Origin of the sequence: Vibrio sp. S11_S32 (genome assembly GCF_014694465.1) — a bacterium.
Classification (GTDB): Bacteria; Pseudomonadota; Gammaproteobacteria; order Enterobacterales; family Vibrionaceae; genus Vibrio; species Vibrio algicola.
On sequence record NZ_JAAUWS010000016.1, the window covers coordinates 1 to 18,494 of the forward strand.

General features: G+C 43.0%; 15 protein-coding genes. 9 read left to right on the forward strand and 6 right to left on the reverse strand.

The genetic code is table 11. The annotated features are described in order from the left end of the window. The first annotated feature begins 152 nt into the window (after positions 1-152). The 5 genes from pspF to HC723_RS09700 all read left to right on the forward strand — a co-directional run bounded on the left by pspF (position 153) and on the right by HC723_RS09700 (position 4,973). Positions 153-1,181, forward strand: a complete 1,029-nt coding sequence (gene pspF, locus HC723_RS09680) for a phage shock protein operon transcriptional activator (RefSeq protein WP_190338923.1) — start codon at positions 153-155, stop codon at positions 1,179-1,181. 175 nt (positions 1,182-1,356) lie between these two features. Beyond that, positions 1,357-2,319 carry an ABC transporter permease gene (locus tag HC723_RS09685; RefSeq protein WP_190338924.1) on the forward strand — a complete coding sequence of 321 codons (963 nt, stop codon included), beginning with the start codon at positions 1,357-1,359 and terminating at the stop codon, positions 2,317-2,319. Beyond that, complete coding sequence (locus tag HC723_RS09690; RefSeq protein ID WP_190338925.1) at positions 2,306-3,193, forward strand: ABC transporter permease subunit; 888 nt, start codon at positions 2,306-2,308, stop codon at positions 3,191-3,193. Before HC723_RS09685 ends, HC723_RS09690 begins: the two co-directional genes overlap by 14 nt. Next, the gene (locus tag HC723_RS09695; RefSeq protein WP_153446974.1) at positions 3,193-4,188 is read left to right on the forward strand and encodes a peptide ABC transporter ATP-binding protein; all 996 of its coding nucleotides are present in this window, start codon (positions 3,193-3,195) and stop codon (positions 4,186-4,188) included. Before HC723_RS09690 ends, HC723_RS09695 begins: the two co-directional genes overlap by 1 nt. Then, positions 4,185-4,973 carry a peptide ABC transporter ATP-binding protein gene (locus HC723_RS09700; RefSeq protein WP_153446973.1) on the forward strand — a complete coding sequence of 263 codons (789 nt, stop codon included), beginning with the start codon at positions 4,185-4,187 and terminating at the stop codon, positions 4,971-4,973. Before HC723_RS09695 ends, HC723_RS09700 begins: the two co-directional genes overlap by 4 nt. Positions 4,974-5,039: 66 nt before the next feature. On the opposite strand, the gene HC723_RS09705 is transcribed toward HC723_RS09700, so the two are convergent. Both HC723_RS09705 and HC723_RS09710 read right to left on the reverse strand, forming a co-directional pair. Further along, positions 5,040-5,429, reverse strand: coding sequence for a DUF2750 domain-containing protein (locus HC723_RS09705; RefSeq protein WP_190338926.1), 390 nt, complete (start codon positions 5,427-5,429; stop codon positions 5,040-5,042). Positions 5,430-5,532: 103 nt separating this feature from the next. After that, positions 5,533-6,438 carry a manganese-dependent inorganic pyrophosphatase gene (locus HC723_RS09710; RefSeq protein WP_190338927.1) on the reverse strand — a complete coding sequence of 302 codons (906 nt, stop codon included), beginning with the start codon at positions 6,436-6,438 and terminating at the stop codon, positions 5,533-5,535. Between the two features lie 319 nt (positions 6,439-6,757). Between HC723_RS09710 and HC723_RS09715 the strand changes: the two genes are divergently transcribed. Then, positions 6,758-6,997 carry a TIGR02647 family protein gene (locus HC723_RS09715; protein WP_153446970.1) on the forward strand — a complete coding sequence of 80 codons (240 nt, stop codon included), beginning with the start codon at positions 6,758-6,760 and terminating at the stop codon, positions 6,995-6,997. A 250-nt stretch (positions 6,998-7,247) separates the two neighbouring features. Here HC723_RS09715 and mukB read toward each other — a convergent pair whose 3' ends face one another. The 4 genes from mukB to cmoM form a co-directional block, all read right to left on the reverse strand. Further along, positions 7,248-11,714, reverse strand: a complete 4,467-nt coding sequence (gene mukB / locus HC723_RS09720) for a chromosome partition protein MukB (RefSeq protein WP_190338928.1) — start codon at positions 11,712-11,714, stop codon at positions 7,248-7,250. Next, positions 11,711-12,499: a chromosome partition protein MukE gene (gene mukE, locus HC723_RS09725; RefSeq protein ID WP_190338929.1), complete on the reverse strand. Its 789-nt coding sequence runs from the start codon at positions 12,497-12,499 to the stop codon at positions 11,711-11,713. The genes mukB and mukE overlap by 4 nt, the downstream gene beginning before the upstream one ends. Next, complete coding sequence (gene mukF / locus HC723_RS09730) at positions 12,480-13,832, reverse strand: chromosome partition protein MukF (protein WP_190338930.1); 1,353 nt, start codon at positions 13,830-13,832, stop codon at positions 12,480-12,482. Before mukF ends, mukE begins: the two co-directional genes overlap by 20 nt. A 66-nt stretch (positions 13,833-13,898) precedes the next feature. Next, entirely contained in the window at positions 13,899-14,681 is a 783-nt protein-coding gene (gene cmoM, locus HC723_RS09735; RefSeq protein WP_153446967.1) for a tRNA uridine 5-oxyacetic acid(34) methyltransferase CmoM, read from the reverse strand. Positions 14,682-14,792: 111 nt separating this feature from the next. Between cmoM and elyC the strand changes: the two genes are divergently transcribed. From elyC to HC723_RS09750, 3 genes are all read left to right on the forward strand, one after another. After that, complete coding sequence (gene elyC, locus HC723_RS09740; RefSeq protein ID WP_153446966.1) at positions 14,793-15,587, forward strand: envelope biogenesis factor ElyC; 795 nt, start codon at positions 14,793-14,795, stop codon at positions 15,585-15,587. A 416-nt stretch (positions 15,588-16,003) separates the two neighbouring features. Beyond that, positions 16,004-17,008, forward strand: coding sequence for a substrate-binding domain-containing protein (locus tag HC723_RS09745; RefSeq protein ID WP_153446965.1), 1,005 nt, complete (start codon positions 16,004-16,006; stop codon positions 17,006-17,008). Between the two features lie 310 nt (positions 17,009-17,318). After that, positions 17,319-18,476 (forward strand): ABC transporter substrate-binding protein, encoded by a 1,158-nt coding sequence (locus HC723_RS09750; RefSeq protein ID WP_190338931.1) that lies wholly within the window; start codon positions 17,319-17,321, stop codon positions 18,474-18,476. Positions 18,477-18,494: the final 18 nt, after the last annotated feature.

Here is an 18,494-nt window from a genome sequence, read left to right on the forward strand (position 1 = left end):
TTTAGGTTCTTTTTTTCTGCTCATGTGAAGATAATGAAGCATAAAAAGGATCGTTCAATAGGCAATTGTAGATCAAGTGATGATCGTCACATTCGCCTGTCAATAGGGTGCTGGTGAACGCTTACTTAGATGCAACCAAATGGATTATTGTTATGAAAGTACAAAACTTGATCGGTCAATCTAGTAATTTCCTCGCGCTACTCGATAAAACATCTCAATTGGCTGCCATTAAGCGACCGGTACTGATTGTGGGCGAGCGCGGTACTGGTAAGGAATTGATCGCTCAGCGTTTACACTATCTTTCTAAACGATGGCGACAACCGTTAATCACGCTTAATTGCTCGACTTTTACTGACGGGTTAATTGATTCTGAATTATTTGGTCATGAATCTGGCGCCTTTACTGGGGCTAAAAACCAGCATAAGGGTCGTTTTGAGCGCGCCGAACTTGGGACGTTATTTCTTGATGAACTTGCCACTGCCCCGATGAGTGTGCAAGAAAAATTATTGCGCGTGATTGAATACGGTGAATATGAGCGGGTTGGCGGCAGTAAAATGCTCAGCGCTGATGTACGGGTCATTTGCGCCACCAATAGCGATTTACCCCAATTAGCCGCCAAGGGTGAATTTCGTGCCGATTTATTGGATCGGCTTGCGTTCGATGTACTCACCCTGCCACCGTTGCGTGAGCGTATTGAGGATATTTTACTGTTGGCTGAACACTTTGCCATTCAAATGTGCCAAGAACTCGGTTTTGAGATGTTTGCAGGGTTTAGCACGCAAGCTCAACAAGAATTATTAAGTTACTCGTGGCCAGGTAACGTACGAGAATTAAAAAATGTGGTCGAGCGCGCCGTCTATCGCCATGGCCTATCTAGCGCAGTCATCACACAAATCGAGTTTAACCCTTTCGCAAAAAGTGACACTGTCACCAACAATGTATCGAATAACACCGCAGAAATGGAGATAACAGGAGATTCTCACCCAGCAGTTGAGCTTAACCATATTGAACTCCCAATTAATTATAAACAATGGCAAGCACAACAAGATTGCGATTTACTGCAATCGGCATTGCAACAAGCCAAATATAATCAACGTCATGCCGCCGATTTACTTGGCCTGAGCTACCATCAATTACGCGGTATGCTGAAAAAATATAATATTTCGCCAAAATCGCATTAGGCGGCTCATTTTAAACTCGAAATCAACCTATTCAAGCCGCTGACTATTCGAGACAAATGGCGTAGAATTAGTTATGATCGTTAGCTTATTATTCTGATGTCACCTATGCCCTTCCATCTCTTAAGTTGCGGCTTCAAATATATCGGGATCATTACCCATGGCAAGGAATCCATAGATGTTCGTGTACACCTTACGACGAATGAATTTATTTATCATTACGCTACTGATGCTAACATTAATTGGTTTCAGTATTTTGCGTATTGACCCGCACTCTCAAGCAGCGATGCAGCCTTTTTTTCAAGGCTGGTTCGATTATTTAACTCAATTATTTCACCTCGATTTAGGCACCAATGCCATCGGCGTTCCGGTGCTCGCAGAGATTAAAAGCGTTTTCCCTGCCACGTTAGAGCTGTGTTTCTTTGCCATGCTGTTTGCTTTGGTTATCGGCATTCCTATCGGCACACTTGCTGGTATTCGCCAAGGTAAACCCATTGATACTATTATTTCTTTTAGTTCTATGGTCGGATATTCAGTGCCGATATTCTGGCTCGCTTTAATGATGATCATGTTCTTTTCATTAGATTTAGGCATTACTCCTGTCTCTGGTCGTTATGATTTAATTTACCATGTACCGTATATTACGGGTTTTTCAGTCATTGATGCCTTTTTAAGTGACGACCCATTGCGTAGCCAAACTCTGCATAGTATTGCCATGCATCTCTTGCTGCCATGCTTAGTCCTCGCCCTCCCTCCGACCACCGAAGTGATCCGTTTAATGCGCGCGTCTGTAGCCGATGTCCGTAAACAAAACTATATTCGGGCGGCGCGTACTCGAGGTCTGTCTTCATTTGAAATCATTTTTCATCACGTGCTACGCAATGCCATCCCACCAATCATTCCCAAGGTTGGGGTGCAATTATCCAGCATGCTGACTTATGCCATTATTACCGAATCCATTTTCCACTGGCCGGGCATTGGCAGTTGGTTATTAGAGGCACTGGCTAATAAGGATTATGTCTCTATTCAAGCGGGCGTAATGGTGGTAGCAACTTTTGTACTTATCGTTAATATTCTTTCGGATTTAATTGGCGCACTTGTTAATCCTCACATAAGGAAGCAGTGGCATGCTGTCAAATAATATCTATCAAGAAGATCAAGTTCCGGGACAGTTTGAACGCTTTTGGCGTCATTATCGTAGCAATAGTTTGGCTATGTTTGCGCTGTGGTGTTTTATTGCCCTAGTAATTTTAACCATTGGTGCCCACTGGATAGCACCACACGATCCATTATTACACTCAAGCCATACCTTACAGCCACCATCATGGAGTCATGACGGTAGTGTCGAGTTCTTTTTAGGTACAGATGAATTAGGGCGCGATATACTTTCCCGCTTATTAATAGGCTCACAACTGACCTTTGGTTATGGCATCATCATTACCTTAGTTGCCACCTTTATCGGCTGTGCAATTGGCATTTTTGCTGGCATGACCAAAGGGTTACTTTCAAGCGTATTAAACCACTTACTTGATACCGTAATGTCGATCCCTGCTATTTTACTCGCCATTATTTTTGTCGCAGTTCTTGGGCCCGGTGAATTAAATATTCTACTCGCAGTGTGCTTAGCGCTGATCCCCCGTTTTATTCGCTCTTTATATTTAGCCGTAAACGCTGAAGTGGCTAAAGATTATAATATTGCTGCAAGGCTAGATGGCGCCAATGCTTTTCATCTATTATGGAGCTCCATTCTACCCAACTTAACCACTGTTATTGCCGCTGAAATGACGATGGCAGCCTCGATTGCTATTTTAGAAATTAGTGCACTCGGATTTTTAGGTTTAGGCGCGCAAGCCCCAATGCCGGAATGGGGTACCATGCTCGGGAATTCGATTGATCTTATTTATAGTGCTCCTTGGACAGTCACCCTACCCGGCATTTTTATTATGTTTTCGGTCATTATGATTAACCTAATGGGTGAAGGTATTCGTCAAGCCCTAAGCGCAGGAACTGAATAATGCCGTTATTAGATATTCGAAATCTCACCATTGAAATTGAAACCCCTCACGGCACGGTCAAAGCGGTTGATCGAATGAGTTTAACCCTAAATGAAGGTGAAATTCGTGGTTTAGTGGGCGAATCGGGGTCAGGTAAAAGCCTTGTTGCCAAAGCCATTGTTGGACTCACCAAAGACAACTGGAAAATCACCGCCGACCGAATGCGGCTCGATAAAATTGATTTATTACAACTGACGGCTAAAGAACGACGCCGTGTGATCGCGCGTGATATTGCGGTGATTTATCAAGAAGCCAGTAGCTGTCTTGACCCATCAGAAGAAATCGGCCATCAATTACGAGAAGCGATTCCGGCCGCCTCTTTTGAAGGAAAGTGGTGGCAGCGTTGGCATTGGCGTCATAAATTAGCCAAAGCATTACTGCATAAAGTGGGCATCAAAGATCACCGTAAAATTATGCGATCCTACCCTTATGAACTCACCGATGGTCAATGCCAAAAAATCATGATCGCGATGGCGATTTCATCTAAACCTAGGATCTTAATTGCCGATGAACCGACTAACGATTTAGATCCGATCACTCAATCACAAATTTTGCGTTTACTGAGCCGCATGAATCAAGTCAACAAAGTGACCTTAATGCTGATCGGCCATGATTTAACCACCATTACTCAATGGGCGACGCAAATTACTGTCATGTATTGTGGTCAATCGGTGGAATCAGCTAAAACCAAAGATATTCTCAATGCGCCAAAACACCCATATACGGTGGCGTTGTTACATGCGATGCCTGATTTTAACGAATGGATCCCACATAAAAGTCGCCTGCCTTCACTGCCTGGGTCAATTCCGCCATTACAACACTTACCGATCGGCTGTCGTTTAGGTCCTCGCTGCCCTTATGCACAAACAAAATGTGTCAATGTACCGCCACGCCAAAAAATCAAAACTCATAAATTCAGCTGTCATTTCCCATTAAATATGGAGAAACCACAATGAGTGCATTATTAGAAGTCATCGATTTATCCAAAAACTTTGTCACCCGATCAGGTATATTTCGTCGTCAAATTCACCAAGCAGTTAAACCTATTTCTTTTACTTTAGAAGCAGGACAAACGGTTGGTATTATTGGACAAAATGGTTCAGGAAAATCCACATTAGCAAAAATGTTGGCGGGCGTGATTAAACCAAGCCATGGCAAGATATTTGTCAATGGTGAGCAGTTATTTAATAAAGATTATTCAACCCGATGTAAATTGATCCGCATGATATTCCAAGATCCTAATAGCTCGCTTAATCCGCGTATTCAAATTGGTCGTATCTTAGAAGAGCCATTAAAGCGCAATACTCAAATGTCGCCAGAAGCTCGAGCGCTACGAGTTAAAGAAACCTTGCGTAAAGTTGGCTTACTGCCTGAGCATGCTCATTTCTACCCACAAATGCTTGCTACAGGTCAAAAGCAGCGTGTGTGTTTGGCCAGAGCCATTGTATTGCAACCATCGGTGATCATCGCTGACGAGGCTTTAAATGGGCTTGATATGGCGATGCGCTCACAGATCATCAATCTATTTCTAGAACTGCAAGAAGAAATGGGGATTTCGTTTGTGTATGTCTCTCAGCATATCGGAGTGGTAAAACACATTACGGATAAATTGATTGTGATGCATGAAGGCGAAGTGGTGGAATCAGGGGAAACCGTAAAAGTGATCGCTCATCCGCAGCATCCGATCAGCCAAAAACTGATCGAGAACCACTTTTACAGTGCGCCGAGTCATGTGAAATAATTGAATTAAAGCTAGGCGACAATTGAACGCAGTCAACGACGCTTCAAATCCAACGATGACCAATATTCAGCGTTTTTGAGCTTGTTTCTTCAATTCAAAATCAAACTCATCAGGGAATACAATTACCCCTTCTTGGTCAGCATTTGGGAAAACCACCACTGACAATTCATCGTCCTCTAAACCATGACTCCAGCGACTGTGCCATTTGTTTAATGAAATCGCTTCAGGTTGACACTCTTGCCAATCGCCGGTCGCCCAAGCTTGTGCAAATTCTTGATTTGGCCACACAGGCACACAATCTTCGTCTTCGGTGTTAAGCATGACGCAACCATCTTGATCAACTAAGATCCAGATTTCTCGGTTCGCTACCACTTCTTTGACACAATATTGAAAACGTTTTTCACTGTCGTATTGGCCGATTTTTTCAATTGTTGCTGCATCAAGTTCTTGAGTCATATTGTTTTCCTATTTATAGGGGTTTGTTGCCATTTATTACGTATAGAAAAGGCGAGTCACCCTCGCCTTTTTCATGTTTAGCTCTCTAACTATGAAGAGTATTTTAGACTAATTCGCCTTGCAGCCATGGCCAACCCTGCTTCTTACGGCTTAAGGTATTTTCCATCACTAAAGAACCCTCTTTTAGGTGCTTCTCTAGTTTGCTTGACCATTCACCTTTAAATAGCAACTCAGTGGTGCTGGTGGTGATGTCGGTTAGCATAAGCGCAGCAAACGCTAAACCATCTTCTTCACAGCGACGCTCAAGGTCGGCATTTAATGCATCAAACATACCATCGACTTGTTCCATGGTTGCCAATTCAACTTGACCAACCACAACATCGCGGCCATTAAATGGGTAAGCTTTTAAATCTTTCTCAACCAATTGCGCCGCCGTTAACCCTTCGATATCGGTTTTTGCGATCAGAAGATTTTTGATGAATTCGTCTAAGTTATCAATCTCAGCAATTTGAGCTAACTCTTTTACTGCTGCTTCATCTTTTGGCGTACACGTTGGAGAGGCAAAACCAACCGTATCAGAAAGAATGGCAGACATCATCAACACAGCTAACGGCTTAGTGATTTCCGTTTCTTCCATTTTGAATAAGTTGAAAAGGATAGTACAAGTACAACCCACAGGCCAAATCCACGCTTCTAATGGATTAACCGTCATCACATCGCCTAAACGGTGGTGATCGACAATACCAACGATTTCAGCTTCTGCGATATCATCTGGCGCTTGAGAAATATCGGTGTAGTCCACCAGCCAGATTTTTTGCCCCGCGACACCAGTACACATTTCAGGTTGATCAACACCGGCTTGCTCAAGGATATATTGCGTTTCACGGTTAAGCTCACCTTGACGGACAGGTTTGGCTTCAAGACCACGAGCTTTTAATAATTCAGTCGCAACTAATGCGCTACAAATGCTATCACTGTCTGGATTTTTATGACCGACTACTTGAATCATGGTTTATGTTCCTATTACAACGGTTTATGTCACAGCCTCAGCGCAGTATTCTGCCACTCAAGCTATTAAAGATAATTTGGGGTGATACTTTACCTGAATTTGAAAATTTGTCATCGCTTGTGGGGAAATAAGCTGCACTATTTATTGTACGAGAAGTCGCTCGAACAGGAGATAGCGCGTGGCGTAATTCAATTTTGCTGTAATAATCAGCACTCAAGTCAATTTAAAGTGAACAAACTACCAAAAGCACCTTTTACTGCTTGCCAAAATGCCGTGTTGCAACCTATTGTAAGAGCATGATTAAAGCTAAGGGAACACTATGAAATTTAAAACTGAAAATGTGGCTGAATTAAACCTGTTACTTCAATTTAACCCAGCGAGTCAACAAACTGGCATTAAAGTTCGCAGTGATGCGGATGCTGAACTACAAGCTGCGGTTAAGAGCTTATTTGAAAAGAATTTATGTACCCTTGCTGATGGCGGCTATTTAACCGACGAAGGCATTGAAGCGTCTGAGCATGCTTTAAAACTTCTGCATGTGCTGTCTTCTAAAGCATAAGAAATAGTGACACCGAATCAATGATCCCTGCCTAGTGCGGGGATTTTTTTTCTGTTCTAATCCGATTAAGCGCTAGGCGATAACTTTTATCTCAGCTATTGGTATTTTTAAAAAGCAGGCAATGATGATCAGGTCGTGACTAAAATGAGGAATATACTGTTTAAAAAACGCCCCAGTCAGACTGAGGCGTTCGTTTTTATCTTTATGTTAGTACGCATGATCCATTATATGGATGACGCCATTCTATAGTTTATTCCACCGTATCTAATACTTCTTTTTCGTTATTCTCATTGGTGATTTTCGGCTCATTACCAAACCCACGCAACCCAACTACATGCACGTGCTCATGATCTTTAAACACTTTACGAACCAGTTTGTAGGTGGTGCCTTTTTCTGGGCTGATGTTCTCTGGCGCGGCGATCAATAATTGCATATCCAAACGATCACACAGTTCAAATAAGGTATTGATCGATTTGGTATCCAAACGGGCGGCTTCATCTAAGAATAATAAACGACACGGCACAATATCTTTACTGCGCAAACGACGAGATTCTTCTTCCCAGCTTTGGATCACCATCAGCAAAATAGACTGACCAGTACCAATCGCTTCACCGGTCGATAATGCGCCTGATTCTGCTTGTAACCACCCTTCTGAACCACGGTTGACTTCGATGCTCAGTTCTAGGTAATTACGGTAATCAAGCAGCTCCTCGCCTAAAATCTGCGGCGAACGTTGCCCCATATCAATATGAGGGTTTACTCGTTGGAACAATTTCGCCATCGCTTCAGAGAAGGTCAAACGTGGATTATCAAACAAGTCTTGATGTTGCTCTTGCTGCTCCGCCAAACCAAGTAATAAGGTTTGATGACTTTCGCGAATGCCTACATTTAACCGCACCCCACGCACCTGACCAAAGGCAATATTCGATAAGCCTTGATTTAGCATCCGAATACGGTTTTGCTCACGCTGAATGGTTTTCTTAATAATGCTTGCCACTGAACCTGAACTGATCGCCAAGCGATTTTCACGCAAGGTAAGCTCTTCGGTTAAGCGCGCCAGTTCCACTTCCATTTCTTCAATCGCTTCAACCGGATCGTTGGTGCGAATGATATCTTGGCGAATACGTTCACGCAGATGTTGATACACCGCCACATAGAACAATACTTTCCCTTCTGGGCGGGCATTATCTTCAGATAAACGTAGCGAATCACGCAGAGTTTCATTATTGGCGACCGCTAAACGCAATGCCCCTAATGATTTATCTGACATTGAGCGCAGTTCGTTATCTGATAGGTACGCTAACTCTCGGCGATGCAAGCGACGTTCTACATCATTTAAGCGAGCAATGCGCATCACGCTGCACCAACCGGCTTTGGCATTAACCACAAACTTGCGTAGCTCTTGGTATTCTTTTTCGATTTTCTTAACACGCTTACTGAGTGCTTTCATTTCAAGCTCAGTCGCGGTTAAGGTACGTTCAAATTCACTCTTACGCTGACGTGAGACTTGGACGCGTTCATGCAATTCGGTTTTACGTTCTTGGGCTCGCTCTAGTGCGCCAAAATCTGGCGTAATACCCTGATCTTGCAGCTCTTTTTTGAATTCTTGTACGGTTTCTAGTTTCGCTTGATGCGAAGACTTGAGTGATGCCAGTAATTGATTGTATTGGTTCAATTGCGCTTGAGCTTGTTTGAATGCTTCACGGCCACGGACTTTATTTTGCTCCGCTTGGGTCAACTTCATTTTAAGCTGCTCACTTAACTCACTGCTTTGGTCAAGCAAACTGACTGAGTCGGCATAAGCAAAGTAATGGCGACGCTCATGCAGATCCGCGATAGCAAATATTTGCGTTTTTAGCGTTTGCAATTGCGTATCGGCTTGCTGGTAATTGGCCTTAAGTGCATCAAATTGTTGTGGATCGATCTCTAATGCCGACACCACATTGCTCAATTGATTAACCGCTTTACCGTGTTGTTGCATAAAACGTTGGAATTCTGCTAACTGTTCGAGCTTTTTTTCCAGTTCATCAAAGCGATCATTGAGGGTTTCATCTTCAATCAGATGCATCACGCTGGCTAATTTATTTAAGCTAACCATCGCTTGTTTACTGGTTTGCAGTTGGCTGCGTTGATGTTGCTCTTTACTTTCAAGATCGGCTAGCTGACGCAGAACTTGATTTAAGCCATCGCGTATTTGTGCCAGTTGCTGCTCTGGATCGGCGTTAAACGCAACGTGAATATGCTGAGACACGAACTCATTATAACTGCTGTATAAACGTTGCAGTTTTTGTGAATCAAATGCGGCTTTCGCAAAGTTCTCTGCCACTTCATCACGCTCTGCGCGTAAAAGCTCTAACCGTTGTTCACGCGCTGCTCGTCCAAATAATGGAATTTCTGGCAAGCGAGAATAACGCAGTTGACGATCGTTGAGTTGTACGCATACCGCGCCATCAAGTTCATCGGCATTAAAATCACCATCATCAAAGGCATCAACATCACCTTGAATAATATAAAGATCGTCAGGGCAATCCTCTAGTTCAAGCAATTGTTCTTTAATACCGTCTAGATTAGACACCACGATCGCATGGCGTGATGGACCATACATGGCGCTAAAATAAGGTGCATCGTCAATCGCAATATCATCATAAATTTCAGACAGCAATACCCCGCCTAAAGTGTCCGCTAAGCCTTTTAAACGTGGATCGTTAGAGCCTGATGGCGACGCTAAATGTTCGATATCACGCTCAAGTTCATCACGACGGTTCGCTAGGCGTTCTTTAATGATTGATTGCTGTTTTTCTTGCTCCAACACTTGTTGCATTTGCGCCATAACCGCATGGCTATCGCTTAGCTCGCCGTCGGTTTGTTGTTGAATTTTGTCTAATGCGTCATTGGCTGCGATCCAAGCCGGTGCTTGTTTTTGCAAGATTTGGATTTCATGCTCAGCATCTTGTTGGCTGCGACGACAATCACCTCGGACATCGCGCAATTCTTCTTGCGCCATTTCAACGGTTTCAATCACATCCAAATGACGTTCACGCTCTTGCTCTAATACCATTTCATCATCAAGGCGGACTTGATGTTGCTGCTGGTATGCGTCCACCAGTGACACCGCTTGTGACTGCTCGTTTAAGCTACGTTCAAGATCGCGATGTTGCGCGCGCCATTGTGATTCGTTTTGTAACCATTGCTGTGCTTGTTGTGCTTGTTGGATTGCTTGTTTGGCTTGTGGCAACGCATCACTACGTTCAATATCACCGGCAATAGTTTTGACTAAAGCCAATGCTTGCTCAAATTGTTCGGTTGCCGCTGACGACATATCCAATTTATGTTTAAGCGATAGCAAGGCTGAGGTTTGATCGGCTTCTTGCTGCTTTAATTGCGACAAGTGGGTTTGTGCCACTTCTGCGCTTAACTGCGAATTATTGGTTAATTGCTGGGCTTTTTCTAATGCTTGCACCGCTTGTTGATATTGCAGAGCGCGGGTTTGCTGTACATCGAGCGCCTGTTGGTAATCCGCCAGTTGCGATTTTAAGCTATCCACTTCTTGTTCTGAAACATCGGCCTGTTCTTCGGCCATCGCGACTTGCTCAGCGGCTTCTTCCACCACCATCATTTGTTCTTCTAAGCGCTCACTCAGCTCTTCTAAATCTTCTTGATAGCGTTCGATTTTCTCTTGCTGACGCAGCGCGGTTTGCACTAACTGCAGATGATCAGATGCAGCTTGATGATCTTGCTCTAAACCGGATTCTTGCTCAACCAATTGCTCGAGTTCTGCTTGAACTTGAGTCAGTAAATGCGCTTGTGAACGCAGTGTGGTACTCGATTGATTCAATTCACCGCGTAATGCTAAGGCTTGATCGAGTTTAGTGCGGCGATCGTTGGTATGGCGCATGTAATCGGCAGCAACATAGTTGGTCGATTCGGTGATCAAGTGCTTGAATAAATCACGGTCGGCTTGAGTGGTTTTAATCGCTTCCAACGTCATGCGGTTTTCACGCAGCGCCGATTCCATATCTTGGAAGGCTTTTTTCACTCCGCCATTTTGCGGTAATAAATAATCACGCAATGAACGAGTAATGGCACTTGAAATACCGCCATAAAGCGACGCTTCAATTAAACGATAAAACTTAGAACGATCGCCGGTGTTGCGCAATTTCTTCGGCAAAACGCCCATATCAAACATTAGGCTATGGTAATCTGCCACCGAAGTGAATGCTTTTAATAACACTCCTTCATATTCTGCCACGATATCTTTTAATTCGTTAAATGAACGCACACGCGCCTGACCATTAGCTAAATTTTCGATCAACACATCAGTTGGTTTAACGTGGCTTGGCAGGCCTTGAATAAGGAAAGGTTTAATATCGACTTTCTTATCTCGCCCTGCCACTTGTTGCAGACGTACTGCAAACAATAAGCGTTGGTTACGAGAGTTGACAACATCCAGCGCGGCGTAACAACTGCCCGGTTGTAATTTACCGAATAAACCTTTGTCACGAGATGCTTGTGAGCTACCTGCTTCCGTGGTATTTCTAAAGTGCAGTAAGCTTTGGTCAGGGATAAGCGCAGTAATAAAAGCCGCCATGGTGGTGGATTTACCTGCACCGTTACCGCCAGAAAGTGTGGTCACTAAACCATCAATATCAAAAGTACGGGCAAAGAAGCCATTCCAGTTGATCATGGTGAGTGATTGGTATTTACCTCTTGCGATCATAAGTCACCTGCTTGTTCTTGTTGCTCATTTTGTTGCGTTTCTGGGTTAACGTCATTAGCTTGAGTTGGGTTATCTTCGTTGTCATCGCTTTCGCTTTGTGGATTGACCTTTGACAGATCAGTCACCGCTTCACCATCACGGATCAAACGAAGTTGCGCTTCACGAACATCATCGCCAATACGCACGTCTGCGCCAAAACGAAATACTGCTTCACTGATACGAAATTTATTATCATCTCCAACCGGTAAAACCATGCCAATTCGACGCAAGCGGCGCAGTGAAGTGCGCACTTTTTCAAACAGTTTTTCTTTATCAAGATCGGATCCTGCCGCGCGGTTAGTGACCAAACGCATCAGTTTTTTCTCATCGGCGAGACTGATCAGTTCTTCATATAATTCTTGATTGGTAAAAATACCTTCATGCGCCAAACGCTCTGGGCTTAGGTATAAGAAACACAAGATTTTCCCTACCAGCATATCAAGCTCTGATAATACACTACGGCCAATCAATGAGGTCGAACGTGGGCGCAAATAGAAGAACCCTTCTGGCGCACGGACTAGCTCAGCATTGTAACGTTGATAGAAAGTCGCCAATTCCATGTCGAAATCAGTTAAAAAGGCATGGTTATCCATATCGTCACTTGAGATATGACGTCCGGCACGCAGCATGCTGTCGAGTGCAGGAAAAAGAGAATTAGATAATGCTTTTACCAGTTGCTCTGGCATATATACGTCTTGAGAGTCGACGGTGTCTGGAGCCATATAATCAGTATTTATCGATGACATTTGCTTGTACCTTTGCGCCAAAGTTATTAATTGCTTGCCAATCAGGTTGAATTGCTTGGTAATCGGATTCCGAATACCCCATTCTTACCGCTTGATCGACCACCATTCTGGCTAAATCAAAATGTTGAGTGGTTGGGTGTTCCGCCAAATAATCGCGCAGTACCAAACCGAGATCGATAGCTTGCCCTGTTTGTTGGTGGGCTTTTAGCATCGCTTCTACGCGCAGACTCAGTTCATCGTCTACCACGCTTAATTCTTCATATTCCACTTCATCGGGAACAAAACCGGTCACTTCATCGTCACGCAACAACATCGCTTCATCACGCATATCGCGCAAACGCTCAGCATCGGAATGTACCATATACCAAGGTGCGTCGAAGTAATCGGTAACCGATTGACGCAAACGCTGACTGAAGGCGCGGTTTTGGTCCATATCAATCGCGGTACGGATAAATTTATGCACATGGCGATCATAACCAATCCACAAATCAATCGCTTGCTGGCCCCAACTGATGATCCGGTCTAGCTTGGTTTGCAGTGAAAATAAGATCGTATCAATAAGTTCTAGATCGTCTTGGCCATAAATCAGCTGTTGAATATCCAACAGTTGGGATTGCAATTCATCACCGGCGGCTTGCAAGGTATCTTGTAATTCATTGAGCGTACTGGAGGTTTCGGACAATAAATTCTCGCAACTGCTGATCGCTTCACGCCAATCTTGATTTAATAGCTCGGCAATTTGCGCTTTGATTTCAATTTGCTGATCGTCCATCGCGCGTTGGTTCAAATCAATGCGATCAAAAATCTCACTGACTGAATATTTGAGCACGCCGTAAACATTTTTCTGCCATTGACCTAGAGTGCTCGCTTGCTGCGCCGATTCGACCGCTTTCGACATTTCATCCGACACCAATGACAGTTGGATCGACAATTTGAGTTTAGAGAACTCACGATGACGAACGTAATAATCGGTGATCGCAACACCCAGCGGTGATAAACGATATATGCTTGCACCATCGGTCATTTCGCTGACAAAACGGCTGATCAGGCGTTGTGACACTAATTCGTTAATCGCATTGTTGGCGCGAAAAGCAGATGCTTCACCGGTTTCTTCAAACTGACGGGTAACGATTTTAAATGAATCGTGTAATTCACCTTCGCCCAGCTCTTGATCAAAGCTTTCATTGCTCAATACCGCAATTGAGATCAAAAATGCCAATCTTTCGGGGCTAAGATCTAATGAAAAATCGTGTTGTTTAACCCAACCAACCAGCTCATCTAATGGCTGCTGACTGATATTCGGCTCGACAACGTCTTGAGTTATTTCACTCATTCTCGTTCCTGTTTATCCTGTTTATACCAACTGATTGATACCAATTGGCCATACATCCGTTTTCTTTCACAGTGTTTTTTGAGCCCACACATGAATATAACGACCTAATGAGAGATAAGGCTCAGTGCGACACAGTTGTTGCTCTAATGCCACGATATCTTCAAGTTGATAATCACCCATATATTGTTGATCACCAATGTAATCAGAGAAGCAGCGGATCCCTGACTTACCTTTAATAATGAAGCCTTCGTTTTCTATCCATTGATACACTTCATGTGGATACAGACCTTTTTGCGGTTGCAACTTAAATCGTTTTCGATGTGGCATACCTTGCAAAATATGGGGGATATTACCACAAGTTACATTTTTCAAAACCAGTCCATGATGATTATAAAACATTACCGATGCGATACCGCCCGGCTTCACTTTCTCTAATACTGTTTGTAAAACCTGTTGTGGATTTTCGAGCCATTCCATAACTGCATGAAATAAAACTAGATCAACGGGTTTATCGAACTGCTCAGTTAAGTTTTGTAATGCTGAATGAATAAAGGTAAATTGTGCTTCCAGTTGATTTGATATGATATCTTGTTGGGCTAGTGCTAACATTTCACTGGAAATATCACATAGAACAACCTGATGACCGAGTTGTGCCACCTTTTGTGACATTTGTGCCAAACCGCCACCGGCATCTAAAATGCTAAGTTTTTTGAGATCAGCATCTAATTTATTTAAGATCTGTTCCATGTCTTGCCAAATAATTGTCTGACGGATTTCACCTTTATCAGAACCATAGATATTTTTGGCGAATTTTTGTGCAATATCATCAAAGTTTCGGTCTTTATTCATTCTTTTATTTTAAGATAACTGAACATTGCGTGTATTCTGTCACAGCAAATTCAGGAATAAAGAAATTACTGCTATTTATTGACCAAATGATTACTTTTCGGACTATCTATAATGTTTGAGTTAAAAAAAATCGTGTCATCCTTTATGATGCCGCTGCCTGCATTACTGATCATTGGCTTTTTAGGCCTATTTTTGATCATGTTTACCTCACGACGCGGTACTGGTTGTATCTTCACTTTTATCTCTTTATTAGGGATCTTCCTTTTATCTTTCCAACCCGTCGCCACCAGTTTATTAAAACCAACCGAACGCCAATACACTGCATTTTTACCGGTTGAAGGATCGATTGATTATGTGATGGTTCTTGGCAGTGGCCATACGGTCGATGATGAAATCCCCCCAACCTCCGAATTATCTCGAACTGGCTTAATGCGCCTAGCAGAAGGGATCCGCATTTTACGCATGTATCCCGGTGCTAAATTGATTTTATCGGGTTACGCCGCCGGTTCATCGGTCAGCAATGCACGTATGATGGCCAATGTCGCAGTATCGTTAGGAATAGCGAAAGCGGATATTATTTTATTAGAAAGTGCCAAAGATACGTGGGAAGAGTCTCATCAAGCCGCCGGCTTTGTGGGTAATAAACGTTTAGTGTTAGTAACATCGGCCAGTCATATGCAACGCGCACTAAATGATTTTCATTCTGCTGATTTGGATCCGATCCCTGCGCCAACCAATTATTTAGCGGTCGATAACATCAATCAAGCTTGGGAACGCTTCACCCCTCAATCGAAATATCTGGAGCAAAGTGAGCGTTATTGGCACGAGCAACTGGGTCGTTGGTGGCAGGTTATTCGCAACAGTTTGTCCGATGAAAAAACCGCGGTGCAACCAACCAGTGTATAAGCCTCTAAGCTAACAATAGTAGGTCTATCTCTGGCCTACTAGCCAAACCTTCACTTCCCAATTTTATCCATGTCGACATTTGTTTCTATCTTACTTGATGCAAACGATACCGCTTTTAACTATTATAGGTTAGTGCTTAAATTATTATTTTATTGGCGCTGATAATGCAAGACTCAAACAAATAGTAAGAAATTATCACTTGGTGATTGTCAGCGGTTAAAATTAAGACTAAGATCCCTCTTCAAAAAATTATAATTATAAAATAACACCCTGATTTTTAACACAATTAATTACAACACTGGTTTGCTCGTATCTATTTATGGATTTTTGCGACACATTTTCCAACCCAAATAGCTATCACTATTAAATTCAATATCGATTCGCTGGCTTTTTCCGCCGGCATTAAGGAAATCATTATGGCTACAATTAAAGACGTCGCACGTATTGCAGGGGTGTCTACGACAACCGTTTCGCACGTGATCAATAAAACTCGCTTTGTAGCAGAAGCAACTCAAGAGCGCGTGATGGCAGCCGTTGATGAATTAAATTATGCCCCAAGCGCCGTCGCACGTAGTTTAAAATGCAATACCACCAGCACCATTGGTATGTTAGTCACTCAATCAACCAACCCATTCTTTGCCGAAGTGGTTGAAGGTGTCGAAAGCTATTGTTATCGCCAAGGCTATACCTTGATCTTATGTAATACTGGCGGTTTAGTAGAAAAGCAACGTGATTATGTTCGCATGTTGGCCGGCAAACGCGTCGATGGGTTACTTGTGATGTGTTCTGATCTGGATGAAGATTTACAAAAAATGCTTGATGGTCATCCTGACATTCCAAAAGTCGTGATGGATTGGGGCCCTGAGACATCAAAAGCCGATAAAATCGTCGATAATTCTGAAGAAGGTGGTTACTTAGCCACTCGTTACCTGCTCGATCACGGCCATACCGATATTGCTTGTTTAAGTGGTCATTTTGAGAAAGCAGCATGTAAAGAACGTATTGCCGGTTGTAAACGTGCAATGGCAGAAAAAGGTTTAACCATACCAGATGAATGGCTACTTGAAGGTAACTTTGAGTGTGATACTGCGGTTATCGCAGCGGATAAAATTTTAGCGATGGATAAAAAACCAAGTGCTGTGTTCTGTTTTAACGACATTATGGCTTTGGGTTTAATGAGTCGCCTACAAGAAAAAGATCTGCGAGTGCCTGAAGATATTTCAGTGATTGGCTATGATAACATTGATCTCTCCCCTTATTTTTCGCCGCCATTAACCACAATTCACCAACCTAAGCGACGTTTAGGTAAAACGGCGATTGAAATTTTACTTGAACGTATTAAAGATAAAGCCCACGCCAAGCAAGTATTTGAAATGGTTCCTGAAATCATCGAACGCTCAACCGTCAAAAAATTGAATTAATTCGATTGTTTTATACCAAGGTCGGCCACTGTGCAGGCCTTTTTTATACCTAAAATTGTGCTATCAATACGTTATACCAATTCCATAAATTTAATGATCCTTCAAAATTGAGTACAGAGAAAAGTGTCTAAGGCTATGGATGTCCTTTTCTCAAGCGACCAAGGACGGAGCAGCGTCTTTTCGACGTATTCAAATTGATTAAATATTAAATGGAATGGGTATTATCTATTTTGATGAAAGTTTTCTGCTTATGCGAGTGTCTACTTTACTAGAATAAAATTGCAACATGGAATAAACGACAAGGATGGATATGAAAGGTTTTTTATTTGTTTGCTTACTCGCGGTATCAAGTACCTTATCAAGCTTTAGTGCTTCTGCTAATGACAATACTTGGTCCGATGTAGAAACGAAAGCCAAAGGACAAAATGTGTATTTTAATGCTTGGGGTGGCAGCCAGGAAATCAACCAATATTTACGCTGGGTTGGCATACAAGTTAAACAGCAATATGGGGTTAATTTGCATCATGTTAAGGTTACCGATATTGCAGAAACCACCGCTCGCTTAATCGCTGAAAAAGCCGCAGGAAAAGATCAATCTGGTAGTGTTGATATGGTTTGGATCAATGGCGAAAACTTTAAGTCAATGAAACAAAATCACTTATTATTAGGCCCCTTTGTTCATCAACTGCCGAACTGGACACTGGTGGATAAAACGCTGCCGGTCGAAAAAGATTTCTCAGAACCAACGCTAGGGCTTGAAGCGCCATGGGGTGTCGGTCAATTGGTATTTATCTATGACAAAAATACCTTAAACCAACCACCAACATCCGCGCAAAGCCTACTTCGCTATGCCAAAGCCCACCCAGGTAAAGTAACTTACCCTAAACCGCCGCAATTTCATGGCACTAGCTTTTTAAAAGCCTTATTAATTGAACTGGCGAGTGATCCAACCGTACTCAATAAACCTGTCGAAGAAGTGGATTTCGCTACCGTAACGGCGCCTTTGTGGGCCTATTTAGATCAACTGCACCCAGTGGCTTGGAAACAAGGTAAGCAATTCCCTATTAATCAACCTGAACTCATCCAAATGCTTGATGACGGTCAAATTGATATGGCACTAACTTTTAACCCCAATGAAGTTTTTTCTGCTCAAGCTGCGGGCAAACTTGCCACCACTACCAGTACATTTGCTTGGCAATCTGGCGCACTGTCCAACATTCACTTTTTAGCCATACCTTGGAATGCTGCGAGTAAAGAAGGCGCTTTGGTGGTGATTAATTTCTTACTCAGCCCTGCCGCACAATCCCACAAAGGCGATCTTGATGTCTGGGGCGACCCATCAGTATTACAAGCGAAACACCTAATGGGCGATGCTAAAAAGACTCAATTATTCCCATCGGTTGCAGAGCCTCACCCAAGTTGGCAAAGCGCTTTAGAACAAGCTTGGCTACAACGATATGGTCAATAGCTTGACTTGCATAAAGAT

Excerpts from the sequence above, each read along its gene's own strand:
- HC723_RS09750 (WP_190338931.1), top strand. The coding sequence starts at position 17,319 with ATGAAAGGTTTTTTATTTGTTTGCTTACTCGCGGTATCAAGTACCTTA.
- HC723_RS09695 (WP_153446974.1), top strand. The coding sequence starts at position 3,193 with ATGCCGTTATTAGATATTCGAAATCTCACCATTGAAATTGAAACCCCT.
- mukE (WP_190338929.1), bottom strand. The coding sequence starts at position 12,499 with ATGTCATCGATAAATACTGATTATATGGCTCCAGACACCGTCGACTCT.
- cmoM (WP_153446967.1), bottom strand. The coding sequence starts at position 14,681 with ATGAATAAAGACCGAAACTTTGATGATATTGCACAAAAATTCGCCAAA.
- HC723_RS09710 (WP_190338927.1), bottom strand. The coding sequence starts at position 6,438 with ATGATTCAAGTAGTCGGTCATAAAAATCCAGACAGTGATAGCATTTGT.
- pspF (WP_190338923.1), top strand. The coding sequence starts at position 153 with ATGAAAGTACAAAACTTGATCGGTCAATCTAGTAATTTCCTCGCGCTA.
- HC723_RS09685 (WP_190338924.1), top strand. The coding sequence starts at position 1,357 with ATGTTCGTGTACACCTTACGACGAATGAATTTATTTATCATTACGCTA.
- HC723_RS09690 (WP_190338925.1), top strand. The coding sequence starts at position 2,306 with ATGCTGTCAAATAATATCTATCAAGAAGATCAAGTTCCGGGACAGTTT.
- HC723_RS09700 (WP_153446973.1), top strand. The coding sequence starts at position 4,185 with ATGAGTGCATTATTAGAAGTCATCGATTTATCCAAAAACTTTGTCACC.
- mukF (WP_190338930.1), bottom strand. The coding sequence starts at position 13,832 with ATGAGTGAAATAACTCAAGACGTTGTCGAGCCGAATATCAGTCAGCAG.
- elyC (WP_153446966.1), top strand. The coding sequence starts at position 14,793 with ATGTTTGAGTTAAAAAAAATCGTGTCATCCTTTATGATGCCGCTGCCT.
- HC723_RS09705 (WP_190338926.1), bottom strand. The coding sequence starts at position 5,429 with ATGACTCAAGAACTTGATGCAGCAACAATTGAAAAAATCGGCCAATAC.
- mukB (WP_190338928.1), bottom strand. The coding sequence starts at position 11,714 with ATGATCGCAAGAGGTAAATACCAATCACTCACCATGATCAACTGGAAT.
- HC723_RS09745 (WP_153446965.1), top strand. The coding sequence starts at position 16,004 with ATGGCTACAATTAAAGACGTCGCACGTATTGCAGGGGTGTCTACGACA.
- HC723_RS09715 (WP_153446970.1), top strand. The coding sequence starts at position 6,758 with ATGAAATTTAAAACTGAAAATGTGGCTGAATTAAACCTGTTACTTCAA.